Below are 13320 nucleotides of genomic sequence, written 5' to 3'. Positions count from 1 at the left end.
GCCGGTGGCGCGGCCGCTCGGCGCGGCCCGGGCCGCCGGGAGGGCGGGGTGTCCGGGTCGAGCGGGCGGGTCAGGGGAGGCGCGGGTCGACGACGGCCTTGATCTCCTCGTGGCGGCTCATCGCGGCGATCCGCTCGGAGGCCCCGGACAGGCCGACGGGCGCGCCGAAGAGCCGGTCCCAGGGCATGCGGTCGGCGAAGGAGGAGAAGAAGCCGATGGCGTCGTGGTAGTCGGCGATGTCGCCGTTGAGGGAGCCGATGACGTTCAGCTCCTTGCCCATCACCGTGCCCATCGGCACCGGCTCGGAGACCGGTCCGGTGCTGCCCACGATCACCACGCGACCGCGCTGCGCCGCCATCTCCACGGCCTCCCGGCCCACCGAGGGGGCTCCGGCGAAGTCGAGGACCAGGTCGGCGCCCCGGCCGCCGGTCAGCTCCCGCACCCGGGAGACGACGGCTTCCGAACCGTCGGCGATGTCGACCGTCTCATCGGCGCCGAACTCCCGGGCCAGCGCCAGCCGCGCCGGGGGAGCGCCCACGGTGATCACGCCGCCGGCGCCGCTGATGCGGGCGACGGCGGTCGCGAACAGCCCGAGCGCCCCCGAGCCCTGCACGACGACCCGGGAGCCGGGGCGGACGCCGCCGGCCCGGGAGAAGGCCCGCAGCACGGTCTTCGCCGCGCAGCCCGCCATCGCGGCCCAGGTGTCGGGGATGTCGCCGGGCAGCAGCAGCTTGGCCGCCCGCGGCACCACGTAGGCGTACTCGCTCAGCCCCGCCGTGGCGAACGGCGGCACGTCGGAGCGCTGGAGGAACCCGTAGCCGCGCTCGGAGCAGGCGACCGGCTCGCGCAGCACGGCGCAGCCGTGGCAGGCGCCGCAGGTCGACTCGGACCAGCCGATGCGGTCGCCGACGGTCAGTTCGCGGCCCAGCGCGTCGCGGGTGTCCTCCCCGACGGCGACGATCTCCCCGACCATCTCGTGGCCGAGGACCATCGGCAGCATGCCCGGGAAGCTCATCTTGCCGGACCAGATCTCGATGTCGGTGCCGCACAGGGTCGTGCAGACGATGCGCACCAGGGCGGCGCCCGGTTCCGGCTTCGGGGGCAGGGGCAGTTCGGTGAGGTCCAGCGCGGCGCCGTGCGCGGTGAGGACGGCTGCGCGGGTCGACGAGGGAATGTCCATCGGAACTCCTTTTGAATCGAGCGTTTCGGGGGCTCGACGATGCGTTAGTCTACGGACGTTGATTTAAATGTCGAGACCCTGAGAGCAACGAGGAGCACCCGTGCGCAGAGCCGACGGCGACGCCCGCAATGCATCGGCCGACCTGATCCTGCGGGGCGGTGCGGTCCACTCCCTGACGCCCGGCGGCGGGGACGCGACCGCCCTCGCCGTGCGCGACGGGCTCGTCTCCCACCTCGGCGACGACCGTGAGGTGATGGCCCACGCCGGGCCCGCCACCCGGATCGTCGACCTCGCCGGGCGTGCCGTGCTGCCCGGCATCAACGACGCCCATCTCCACGCCACCTGGCTCGGCGCGATGTGGCCCACGACCCTGTTCGGCGACGAGGCCGGCCCCGGGCCCGTCCCCCACCGGCCGCTCCTCGACGACGCCCAGCGCCGCGAGGCCATCCTGCGGGCCGGGGCCCTGGTCTCCTCCCTGGGCATCACCAGCTACACCGAGCCCGGCCTCGGCCCCGGCGAGGACCACGGCGAGAGCGGTGCCTTCGGCACCTCGGTCGCCCTGCAGTACCGGGCCCTGGCCGCCGAGGGCCTGCTCAAGTCCCGGGTCACCGCCCTGTGGCTGTACGGGGAACTGGACGGCCCGAGCGACCTGAAGCACTTCCTCGCCGGTCTCGCCGCCCTGGACGCCTCGACGAGCGACCCCCGGTGGCTGCGGTTCGCCGGTGTCAAGATATTCGCCGACGGCATCCCGCCGATGCGCTCCGCCTACACCCACCACTGCTACGCCGACGGAGCCAACGCCACCCTGCTCGTCGACGGCACCGACGACGCCGACCGCGAGGCGAACCTGGCCCGCATGATCATCGCCGCGCACCGGGCGGGCCAGCAGGTGGGCGTCCACGCCACCGGCGACCGGACCATCGACATCACCCTGGACGCCATCGAGCGCGCCCGCGCCGAGCACGACGCCGACCTCGGCCACTACGTCATCCACGGCGACCTCGTCACCCGGCCCCAACTGCGCCGCATGGCCGCGCTGGGCGTCGGCCTGGACACCCAGCCGGAGATCGCCCTGCGCACCCGCTCCCTGGTGGACGACGCGCTCGGCCCCGGCTCCGCGGCGGCGGCCTGGCCGCTCCAGGCGGTGCTGGACGAGGAGGTCTCCCTCTGTCTGACCTCCGACGCGCCGGTGCTGTCCCCGGACTGGCGGCGCCAGATCGCCGCCGCCGACGCGTGGATGGGCCCCGCGGCCGACCCCCGCGCGCGGATGGAACGCCTCCTGCGCTGCTACACCGTCGAGCCCGCCCGCCAGGACCACGCCGACGGCTGGAAGGGGACGCTCGCCCCCGGCATGGTCGCCGACCTGTGCGTCCTGGAGGCCGATCCGCTGGCGCTGGTCCCGGCGGAGCTGCCGGACGTGGCGGTGGACCTGACGGTCGTCGACGGCCGGATCGTCCACGACCGCGCGACGGCGCCGGAGCCGGTGTGACGGTGGCATCGCCCGGGTGGGTGGGCCCCGGCTCACCCGCGCGGGGCGGTGCTCTCGCTTGCGCGCGGTGATCTCGGTGGAGAGCGGTGCTCTTGCTTGCGCGGGGTGATGCCGGCTTGGTGCGGTGCTCTTGCTTGCGCACGCCGATCCCAATGGGGAGCGGTGCTCTTGGTGCGGAGCGGTGCTCTCGGTGGTGTGCGGTGCTCACCGGGTGTGCGGATGTACGGCTCTGCGGCACGCGGTGCGTTGGCGGGTGGTTATTGATGGCGGCGCTCCTTGGGGGCGCTGCTCTTGTCTGTGGGCGGTGCTCTCGTTTGGGAGTGGTGCTTGTGGTTGTGAGCGTTGCTCTCGGCGGGTGCGGGTGCGGGTGCGGGTGCGGGTGCGGGTGCGGGTGCGGGTGCTGGAGTCGGGGTCGGAGTTGGGCTGAGGTCGCGGCCGGGCTGGTGCTGGAGTCTGGGTCGGGGGCAGGCTGGGGTTGCGGCCGGGGCCGGGTTTGAGGTTGGGGTTGGCGTAACGCCGATCTCTTGTGCGAGCGCTGCTCCCTCGCGTGAGCGCCGCTCTGCTGTGTGAGCACCGCTCACGCGGGAGGCCGGTGCTCGCTGAAGGCGCTGCCCCACGTGTGAGTGTGAGCGTCGCGTGGAGGCACACGGCGGGGTGCGGCCTTGGCTGAGCGGAGCGCTGTTCTTTCCGGTGAGCACCGCGCGTGTCTGCGGCTCCGGCCCTGGTGTGTGAGCACTGTTCACCTGCGAGGGCACCGCTCGTGTCTGTGAGCGCCGCTCGCGTCGCGGGCCACTGTTCGCCGGCGAGAGCGCTGCTCGTGATCCGGAGCACGGGTCACTTGGGAGAACGTTGCACATGCTTCCGTGGGCGTGGCTCAGCTGGGGGAGGTCAGAGCGCCGCACACTTCCGAGGTCGCTGCTCGCTCGGGAGAGCACTGCTCGCCGCCCCCGGGGGTGCTGCCCGCCGGGGAGAGCGCCGCTCGCATTCGGGACTGCCGGTCGCTGAGGAGAGCGCTGTTCCCCTTCATGAGCGCCGCTCCCTTCTGTGAGCGCTGCTCACATCCGAGGCTCCGCCGTCCGGGTCATCACCGGCCTGCGGTGTCCGAGGAACCCGGGGCCGATCGGCCGCTCACCGTGGAGAGCGCTGTCCCCTACCGCGAGCACCGCCCTCATCCGCGAGCACCGCCCTGCTCAGCGAGCACTGCTCCCCTTGGCGAGCACCACCCTCGGCTGTGAGCACCGCCCTCGCCCGTGAGAGTCGCCCTCTTCTGTGAGCGTCGTCCTCGTCCGTGAGCACCGCTCCCACCCGAGATCGCTGCTCGCACCCGAGAGCGCCGCTCACCCACCCCCATCCCCCCCCCGACAGCCCAGCACACTGAGCGCCGCCCCCCGGCCCGCCCGAAGATCGCGCCCCCGACGCCGACGAGCGCTCCAACCCCCGCCCCCTCGCACCACCCCCGGGCAAGGCGAAGGCCCGCACCGTGCCGGCTCCCCGGGGAGAGCCGACCGCACCGATGCGGGCCCGAATCCGCAGGCCACGTCTCCCGACGTGCCCCGCACGCTATGCGCTCCACGCGCTCCACACTCCCGCGCGGAACCCGCGCCTACGTGAGCAGTTGCCCCCCGTCCACCGCCAGGCTCGTCCCGGTGATGTGTGCCGCGCCGTCGCCCGCCAGGAAGACCGCCGCCGCGGCGACGTCCTCCACCGAGGCGAACTTGTGCAGCGGGATGCGCTGCTCCCACGCCTCGCGCTGCGGCGAGCCCTCCGGCATGCCGACGGCCATCATCTCGGTGAGCACGGGGCCGGGGGCGACGGCGTTGACGCGGATGCCGCTGCCGGCCAGTTCGATCGCCGCCCAGCGGGTCAGCGCGTCCACCGCGGCCTTGCTGCTCTCGTAGCCGCCCATGCCCGGCGTGGGCTGCCGGCCGCCGATCGAGGAGAGGTTGACGATCGCGCCCGCGACCCCGGCGTCGACCATGCGGCGGGCCGTGTGCTGGGTCATGAGGAAGGTGCCCAGCACGTTGGTGCGCAGGATGGTGTCCAGGTCGCCGCCGGGCAGGTCCAGCAGGGTGCCGTGGACGGTGAGCAGCCCGGCGTTGTTCACCAGGACCTCGACCGGGCCGAACTCCTCCTGGACGGAGTCCAGTTCGCGCGTGATCGCGGCCTCGTCGGTGATGTCGAGGGTGCGGCCGTGGACGCCGAGGGCCTGGGCGGTCTCCGTGACGCGCTGGGCGTCCCGGTCCGCGATCACCACGGTGTCGCCCAGTTCCGCGAAGGCCGCGGCGACTCCCCGGCCGATCCCGCCCGCTCCACCGGTGACGAGCACGGTGCGTGTGCGCTGCATTTTCACTCCCCTCGCGCCGAGACCTGTGTCACGGCGTCCTCGGTATAGTATACAAGCGTAGACGAAAAAACCCGTGGCTTCCGGGAGGCGCTTTGAGCACTGCACAGTCCGTTCCCCGCCGCCGTTTGGGGCCCGACGGCCCCGAGGTTCCGGTACTGGCACTGGGGTCCTGGAACACCTGGGACCGGATGGAATTCGACGACGCGGTGTCGTTGATCGCGCGGGCCGCCGAGCTCGGCTGCGCCTTCTTCGACGTCGCGCACTACAACATGGGTCCGCACGCGGAGAACGCCCGCACGGACCTGATCTTCGGCCGTGCGGTGCGGGAGGCCGGGCTCGCCCGCTCCGACTGGCAGTTCTGCGGCAAGCTCTGGCTCTGGGACTACCCCTCCACCGGCTTCACCCAGCAGATGGAGACGTCCCTGGAGCGCGTCGGCGTCGAGCGGGCCGACATGGTCGTCGTGGGCGACTACTTCGGCGAACTCGACGTGGAGCGCGTGGTCACCGACGTCGCCGAGCAGATCGAGGCGGGCCGGTTCACCACCTGGGGTGTGAACAACTGGCAGTACCGCGACCTGCGCGCGGCCATCGACATCGCCCGTGAGCGGGGCCTCGTGCCGCCCGCGTTCGCACAGCTCAAGTACGGCCTGGCCCGCAGGTCGATGGCCGAGGGCGGCTACTACGGCCCCCTGTTCGACTCCGGGGAGCTGGCCCTCCAGGCGTCCGACGTCTTCGAGGGCGGCCTGCTCGTCGGCAACCTCCGGCCGAACCGCAAGATCGGCGCCGATGTCGGCGGCATCCGCGAGCGCATCGCCGACTCGTACGCCGAGGTGCGGAGGCTCGCCGACGGGTTCGGCACCACCCCCGCCCGGCTGGGCATCGCCTTCTGCCTGGCCAACCCCGCCACCGCCAACGTGCTGGTCGGCGTCTCCCGGCAGGCGCAGCTCGAGGACAACGCCGGGGCCGTCGCCCTGCTCGACCGGATCGGCGCCGACACCCTCCGCGAGGCGGTGAGCGGTCTGTGGATCGACCGCGAGGTCGCCGCGGACGGCACCTGGTGACCGGCGTCCCCGACCCGACGGCACCCGCCCGCCCCACCGCTCCTCCGGCCACCGGGGCCCCAGTCGACTCTCCGGCTCCCGGGGCCGCTGTCACCCCTCCGGCCCCCGGGGACCCCACCGCATCTCCGGTCGCCGTGGCCCCCGCGGCCCCGCCCCACCCCCGTACGACCACCCTTCAGGAGAACACCATGACCGCACCCGGCACGCCCGCCACGCCCGACCGCATCGTCGACATCGCCATCGGCTACATGGGCGCCAAGCAGCTCTTCGCCGCCGCGCGCACCGGCCTCTTCCGGGCCCTGGCCGACGGCGAGCGCGATGTCGCCCAGCTCGCCTCGGAGACCGGCCTCAGCGAGCAGATGACGCGCATCCTGGCCGACGCCATGAACGGACTGGGCCTGCTGGAGCGCGGCGACGGCCGCTACCGGCTGGCGCCGGACGCCGCGGCCCACCTGAGCGGTGCGGGCGACCTCGACCTGCACCCCTTCCTCGCCTTCCTCAACGAGATCAGCTACGGCCACTGGCTGCAGTTCGACACCACCGTCGACACCACCGAGCCCGGTGAGCTGAAGATGGACGAGGGCCGCTGGAAGTCCTTCATGGCCGGTGTCATGCGCTACAACTCGCTGCACGCCGCGATGCTCGCCCGCTCCTTCGACTTCGGGCCCTACCGCGACCTGCTCGACCTCGGCGGCCTCTCCCCGGAGTTCGCCATCGGCGCGCTGCGGGCCAACCCGGAGCTGTCCGCGCGCTTCGTCTTCGACCCGGCCTCCTCGGAGTCGATAGCCGAGGCGCTCGCCGCGGCCGGCCTCACCGACCGGGCCGTGATCGACGCCGCCCCGACCGACACCGCGGACCCGGGCGGCGAACACGACCTGGTCATGGTCAACCACGTGATCCACCGCTTCGACGCCGAGCAGAACCGCGCCATCCTCACCCGTGCCCGCGCCGCGGCGCGCCCCGGCGCGACGCTGCTGCTGCTGGACTTCCTGCTGGACGACGACGAGCGCCAGCGCCCGATCGACGCCCTCCACGCCGGCGAGTACTTCGTCATCGACGGCACGGTCGTCTACCCGGAGTCCGAGGTCACGGCCTGGCTGGAGGCGTCCGGATGGCGCCGCCGCGAGGTGCTGGCCCTGCCCGGAAGCCCCCGTGTGGTGGTCGCCGAGGCCGTCTGAGTCACCTCCGGGACACCCGTTTCACGCCCTGGTTCCCGCCCGGGAAAAAATGGCCCCGCCGCTCGCCAATTGGCTGCGGCGGGGCCATTGCCTTTTTCGCCGACGACCGTAGACTAACGGCCACGACATGTGAGGTGGCGGACAGGAGAACTCCTCCGCGCACCCACTCTCAATCTGTGGGCCGAGCGCTGCGACGGCGAGAGGTCGGGCGGTATCCCTCTCCCGGATCGATCTGGCACCAGCGCACCCTCTTACACCCGAGAGAAGATTCCATGAAGAGAATCTGGAGAGCCACACTTGTCGCGGTCGCCGCGTTCGCGATGGCCGCGTGTACCAACACCGCCGACACTTCCAGTGGCGGCGCCAAGAACGATATCAAGATCGGGACGCTGCTCGACGTGACGTCCTGGGACCCGGCGCAGGCCGACATCGGTTTCGACGGACCGTACCTGTCGGCCGTGTACGACCCGCTGGTCTCCCTGGACAAGGACTCGAACCCCGTCCCCGGGCTCGCCACCTCGTGGACGTACTCCTCGGACCGCCTGACCCTCACCATGAAGCTGCGCAGCGGCGTGAAGTTCAGTGACGGGAAGCCCTTCGACGCCGAGGCCGCGCTGAGCAACCTCGAGCACCTCAAGGCGGGCGTCCGGTCCGGACAGACCTACGCCAACGTCTCCGGCTTCAAGAAGGTCGACGAGGGCACCATCGTCCTCAACCTGAAGAAGAAGGACGACGCGCTCCTCTACTACATGGGCCTCGGCCGCAGCTGGATGGCCTCCCCGGCCGCCATCGAGGCCGACTCGCTCGCCAAGGCCCCCGTCGGCTCCGGCCCGTACACCTTCGACACGGGCCGCTCGACCCCCGGCTCCGAGTACGTCTTCACCAAGCAGTCCGGGCACTGGGACGACAAGACCTTCCCCTTCGGCTCGGTGAGCGTGCTGCCCATCCCCGACCCGACCGCGAGCTTCAACGCCATGCTCTCCGGCCAGCTCGACATCGCCTACGCCAACGCCGCCGACATCCCCCGGGCCAAGGAGAACGGCTGGAACGTCGCCTCCGACGTCGCCACCTGGGTGGGCATCCAGTTCACCGACCGCACCGGCAAGGAGCTCAAGCCCCTCGGTGACGTCCGGGTGCGGCGGGCCATCAACCACGCCTTCGACGGCGCCGCCATGCTGAAGTCCGTCGGCCAGGGCGCGGGTGTCGCCACCAACCAGGTGTTCCCGGCCGGACGCGCGGCCTACGACGAGTCGCTCAACGACCGCTACGCCTTCGACATGGACAAGGCGAAGAAGCTCATGGCCGAGGCCGGCTACGCCGACGGCTTCAAGGTCACCCTGCCGATGTCGTCGATCTTCCAGCCGTGGCAGCCGTCCGTCCAGCAGACCCTGGGCAAGCTCGGCATCAAGGTCACCTGGAAGAACATGTCGCCCGCCGACTACCAGAAGAACGCGGCCACCTACCCCATGTTCGTCGCGGTCCTCGCACTGGACTCCAACCCGGCGGCCTCGGTGGACGGCCGGATCACCTCCGAGCAGTGGTTCAACCCGAACCCGTCGGTCAAGGACTTCCCCGAGGTCGACAAGCTGGTCGGGAAGATCGAGGCGGCTACCGGTGACGCGCAGGTGCCCCTGATCCGTGACCTCAACGAGGAAATCACCGATCAGGCCTGGCAGGACGTGTGGTACCAGGCGAACAACACCTACTTCAGCACCAAGGACATCACGGTCACCCCGATCACCGGGATGATGTTCCCGACCCTGCGATTCGTCCAGCGCGGCTAGTACCCGTACCGGTGGGGCCGCCCGTGCGACGGGCGGCCCCACCCCCAGAGGGGCCCCTACATGATCAGATTCACGATCCGGCGACTGCTGTCAGGACTAGCCCTCCTGCTCGTCGTCACCTCCGCCACCTTCTTCCTGGCGCACCTGGCCATCGGCGACCCCACCGCCGGCCTGCTCGGCAACAACGCCACCCCCGCGCAGCGGACGGCCCTGCACGAACGGCTCGGACTGGACCGGCCCCTTCTCGTACAGTTCTGGGACTGGTTCTCCCACGCGGTACGCGGTGACTTCGGCACCTCGTGGCGCAACTTCCAGCCCGTCTCCGACCAGATCGCGCTGCGGGTCCCGGTCACCCTGTCGATCGTGGTGGCCGCCACCCTCCTCGCGGCCGTCGTCGGGATCGCCGTCGGCGTCGCCACCGGCCTGCGTCCGGGCGGCCTGCTGGCCCGCGTGCTGAAGCTCGCCTCCGTGGTCCTGTTCGCCCTGCCCGGCTTCTGGGTCAGCCTGGTGCTGGTCATGACGTTCGCGGTGCGGCTCAAGTGGTTCCCCGCGGTGGGCTACGTGCCCCTGACCCACTCCGGCTCGGGATGGCTCAGCTCCATCACCCTGCCCGCGGTCGCCCTGGCGCTCGGCGCGATCGTGATGATCGCCGAACAGCTCCGCAACGGCTTCCTGGAGGTCACCAACCAGGACTTCGTCCGCACCCTCCGGGCCCGCGGCCTGTCCTCCCGCCGGGTGACCCTGCACGTGCTGCGCAACGCCTCGCCCGCCGCCCTGACCGTGCTCGCCGTGATGTTCGTCGGCCTGCTCGGCGGCGCCATCGTGGTGGAGATCATCTTCAACCTCCCGGGCATCGGCAGCCTCACCCAGTCGGCCTCCCAGATCGGTGACATCCCCATCCTGCTGGGGCTGACCGCCGTCACCGTCGTCTTCGTCGTCCTCATCAACTTCCTGCTCGACCTCGTGCTCGGCTGGATCAACCCGAAGGTGCGCGAGCAATGACCGATGCCGTGATCCCCGCACCCGGCGACCCCGTCCGCTCCCAGCGACGCCTCTGGTCCCGCTATCTGCGCCGCCCGCTCGGCGTCGCGGCGCTGGTGGTCTTCCTCGCCGTCGTCCTGGCCGGACTCCTCGCCCCGCTGCTGGCCCCGCACGACCCCAACCTCGTCGACTACTCCCTCACCCAGGCCGGACCCAGCTCCGAGCACCTCATGGGCGGCGACTCGGCCGGACGCGACATCTTCAGCCGCCTGCTCTACGGCGCCCGCACCACCGTCTACGGGGCCGCCATCGCGTGTCTCGTGGGCATCGGGCTGGGCGTCCCCTCCGGCGTGGCCGCCGGGTACTTCGGCGGGGTCACCGACCGGATCTGCTCGTGGATCAGCGACGGCCTGCAGTCCGTGCCCGGAATGATCGTCCTGCTGATCGTGGCGGCCGGCACCGGTGCCGACTTCACGGTGCTGATGGTGACCGTCGGCGCCTTCATGGCCCCCGGCTACTACCGCATCTCGCGCTCCAAGGCCCTCGCCGTGCGCAAGGAGCCCTACGTCGACGCCGCCCGGGTAGCCGGACTCACCCACGTCAAGATCCTGCGCGCGCACATGCTGCGGGCCGTCCAGGCGCCGGTGATCATCCAGTCGGCGCTCACCGCGGGCGTCGCGATGGGCATGCAGACCGGTCTCCAGTTCCTCGGGGTGGGCACCGCGTCGACCCCCGACTGGGGCCAGATGATGAACGACGGCTTCCGGACCATGGGCACCCACCCGCTCATCCTGCTGTGGCCCTCCGCCGCCCTCGGCCTGACCATCGCCGCCCTCGCCTTCATGGGGTCGACCCTCGCCGACCTGGTCAGCGTGCGCACCGAGCCGGTGCGCCCCCGCCGCCGCTCCGCCGCCCCGGCCGCCGCGAAGCAGGCCGACGGCGCGTCCGCCGGGAGCACCGCCGCCGAGGCGCCCGCCGCCACCGGCGAGTTGGTGCACGCCGTCGGGGACAGCGCCCTGCGCGTCGAGAACCTCCGCGTCACCTACCGCACTCCGCACGGTGACAAGCCGGTCGTCCGCGGGGTCAGCCTGGACGTCGCCCCCGGCGAGGTCCTCGGCATCGTCGGCGAGTCCGGATCGGGCAAGTCGCAGACCGTGTTCTCCGCCCTGGACCTGCTCCCCGTCAACGGCGGCGCGACCTGCGACGGCATCTGGGTCGGCGGCCAGGAGGTCGGCTCGCTGCCCCGGGCCAAGCGCCACGCCCTGCTCGGCACCCGGATCGGCTACGTCCCCCAGGAGCCGATGAGCAACCTCGACCCCTGTTACACCATCGGGCACCAGCTCGTCGAACCCCTGCGCTCCGTACACAAACTGACGAAGAGTCAGGCCAGGGAGCGGGCGCACGACATCCTCGTGCGGGTCGGCATCACCGACCCCGAGCGCGTCATGGCCTCCTACCCGCACCAGGTCTCCGGCGGCATGGCGCAGCGCGTCCTCATCGCCGGCGCCGTCGCGGGCAAACCGCAGCTCCTCGTCGCCGACGAGCCGACCACCGCCCTCGACGTCACCGTCCAGGCCGAGGTGCTGGAGCTGCTGCGCGAGCTCCAGCAGGAGTACGGGATGGCCCTCGTCATCGTCACCCACAACTTCGGCGTGGTCGCCGACATCTGCGACCGGGTCGCGGTGATGCGGGACGGCCGCGTCATCGAGACGGGGCCGGTCGAGCGGATCTTCGCCCAGCCCGCCGACCCCTACACCGCGGAGCTGATCCGGGCCTCGCAGGACGACACCGAAAGCCGCGACGACCTGGACGCGGCGTGGAACACGGCCGGACGGACGGTGCACACGTGAGCACGGACACCAAGGACAGCCCGCTGCTGGAGGTCGAGGACCTCGTCATCGACTACCGCCGCGGACGCACCGTGTTCCGCGCGCTCAAGGGCGTCTCCATGACCATCGGCGCCGGCGAGTGCGTCGGACTGGTCGGGGAGAGCGGATCGGGCAAGTCGACGCTGGGCAAGGCGATCCTGGGCCTGGCCCCGGTCGCCTCCGGCACCGTCCGCTTCGACGGCCGGGACATCACCCACGCCAGGGGCGCCGCCCGGCGGCGGCTGGCCGCCGACCTCCAGGTGGTGTTCCAGGACCCCTACGGCTCCCTCGACCCCACGATGACCGTCGGCCAGATCCTCGCCGAGCCGCTGACGGCCTCCGGCACCGGAAGGGCCGCGGCGCGGGCGACGGTGGCCGAGATGCTCGACCACGTCCGGCTGCCCGCCGACACCGTGTCGCGCTACCCCAGCGAGTTCTCCGGCGGCCAGCGGCAGCGCATCGCCATCGCCCGGGCCCTGGTGCGCCGGCCGCGCCTGATCGTGTGCGACGAGCCGGTCAGCGCCCTGGACCTGACCACCCAGGCCGCGGTGATCGACCTGTTCATCGACATCCAGCGGGAGACCGGTGTCTCCTACCTCTTCGTCTCCCACGACCTCAACGTGGTGCGCCGCATCTGCCACCGCGTCTCCGTGATGTACCAGGGGGAGTGTGTGGAGACCGGGCCCAACGAGACGGTGACCCGCACCCCCGAACACCCGTACACCCGGCGTCTGCTGCTGGCCTCACCGGTCGCGGACCCGGGCCGGCAGGCCGAGCGCAGGAGGAGCTGGCTCGGTCTTCGTGCGACGGCCGGATCGCCAGTAGCGTAGGAAAGACTATGCCGAAGATTATCGACCACGATCAACGACGGCGGGAAATCGTCGCCGTCGCGAAGAAGCTCATCATCCAGGGCGGCTTCGAGGCCGCGACGATGAGGAGCATCGTCGCGGAGGCGGGCTTCGCCAACGGCGCCCTGAAGCGGTACTTCCCCAGCAAGGACAGCATCGTGGCCGCCACGTTCCAGAGCGTGCTCGCGGACATGCACGAGCGGATGATGCAGGAGGGCGACCCCTCGGCCGACCCCCGGGAGGCGTTGCGCCGCGACATCGAGGCGACGCTGCCCCTGGACCGGTACCGCATCGACTCCGCCCGGGTGCTGCTCGCGCTGTGGGAGCACTCGATGGCCAACGAGGAACTGGCCGTCCTGTACCGCAACCACCTCCACGAGTGGCGGCGGCTGCTCGGTACCCGGATCGCCGCCGCCCGCGGCCGGGACGAGGCCGCCGACGAGCCCGCGGTGAGCGGACTCGCGGGCGAGATCATCGGCATGTCCATCGGGGCCAACGTCACCTCCCTGATGTTCCCGGACGGCACGCTGATCCCCGAATACCTCGCCCACGTCGACCGGTTGATGCGCAGGCTCGACGACTGAACC

At 71.7% G+C, this 13320-nt stretch carries 10 protein-coding genes; 8 read left to right on the top strand and 2 right to left on the bottom strand.

Annotation, left to right across the window (positions count from 1 at the left end; genetic code table 11):
• Positions 1 to 70: 70 nt before the first annotated feature.
• Entirely contained in the window at positions 71 to 1180 is a 1110-nt protein-coding gene (locus ACZ7LB_RS20280; protein WP_471469923.1) for a zinc-binding dehydrogenase, read from the bottom strand.
• Between the two features lie 100 nt (positions 1181 to 1280).
• Between ACZ7LB_RS20280 and ACZ7LB_RS20275 the strand changes: the two genes are divergently transcribed.
• Positions 1281 to 2669, top strand: coding sequence for an amidohydrolase (locus ACZ7LB_RS20275; RefSeq protein WP_471469921.1), 1389 nt, complete (start codon positions 1281 to 1283; stop codon positions 2667 to 2669).
• Positions 2670 to 4272: 1603 nt separating this feature from the next.
• Here ACZ7LB_RS20275 and ACZ7LB_RS20270 read toward each other — a convergent pair.
• Positions 4273 to 5013, bottom strand: coding sequence for an SDR family NAD(P)-dependent oxidoreductase (locus tag ACZ7LB_RS20270; RefSeq protein WP_471469919.1), 741 nt, complete (start codon positions 5011 to 5013; stop codon positions 4273 to 4275).
• Positions 5014 to 5105: 92 nt separating this feature from the next.
• On the opposite strand from ACZ7LB_RS20270, the gene ACZ7LB_RS20265 reads away from it, so the two are divergent.
• From ACZ7LB_RS20265 to ACZ7LB_RS20235, 7 genes are all read left to right on the top strand, one after another.
• Positions 5106 to 6074: an aldo/keto reductase gene (locus tag ACZ7LB_RS20265; protein WP_471469918.1), complete on the top strand. Its 969-nt coding sequence runs from the start codon at positions 5106 to 5108 to the stop codon at positions 6072 to 6074.
• A gap of 188 nt (positions 6075 to 6262) precedes the next feature.
• A complete protein-coding gene (locus tag ACZ7LB_RS20260) occupies positions 6263 to 7252 on the top strand; it encodes a methyltransferase (protein ID WP_471469916.1) in 990 nt (329 codons plus the stop codon).
• A gap of 272 nt (positions 7253 to 7524) precedes the next feature.
• Positions 7525 to 9036 carry an ABC transporter substrate-binding protein gene (locus ACZ7LB_RS20255; RefSeq protein WP_471469914.1) on the top strand — a complete coding sequence of 504 codons (1512 nt, stop codon included), beginning with the start codon at positions 7525 to 7527 and terminating at the stop codon, positions 9034 to 9036.
• Between the two features lie 60 nt (positions 9037 to 9096).
• On the top strand, positions 9097 to 10038 hold the full coding sequence (locus tag ACZ7LB_RS20250) for an ABC transporter permease (protein WP_161230027.1): 942 nt from the start codon (positions 9097 to 9099) through the stop codon (positions 10036 to 10038).
• Positions 10035 to 11867: a dipeptide/oligopeptide/nickel ABC transporter permease/ATP-binding protein gene (locus ACZ7LB_RS20245; protein ID WP_471469913.1), complete on the top strand. Its 1833-nt coding sequence runs from the start codon at positions 10035 to 10037 to the stop codon at positions 11865 to 11867. Before ACZ7LB_RS20250 ends, ACZ7LB_RS20245 begins: the two co-directional genes overlap by 4 nt.
• Positions 11864 to 12715 carry an ATP-binding cassette domain-containing protein gene (locus tag ACZ7LB_RS20240; protein ID WP_471469911.1) on the top strand — a complete coding sequence of 284 codons (852 nt, stop codon included), beginning with the start codon at positions 11864 to 11866 and terminating at the stop codon, positions 12713 to 12715. Before ACZ7LB_RS20245 ends, ACZ7LB_RS20240 begins: the two co-directional genes overlap by 4 nt.
• 8 nt (positions 12716 to 12723) lie before the next feature.
• Positions 12724 to 13317 carry a TetR/AcrR family transcriptional regulator gene (locus ACZ7LB_RS20235; protein WP_471469909.1) on the top strand — a complete coding sequence of 198 codons (594 nt, stop codon included), beginning with the start codon at positions 12724 to 12726 and terminating at the stop codon, positions 13315 to 13317.
• Positions 13318 to 13320: the final 3 nt, after the last annotated feature.

Source organism: Streptomyces sp. NPDC107521, from assembly GCF_055598485.1.
This window is presented reverse-complemented; position numbering and strand designations above follow the sequence as displayed.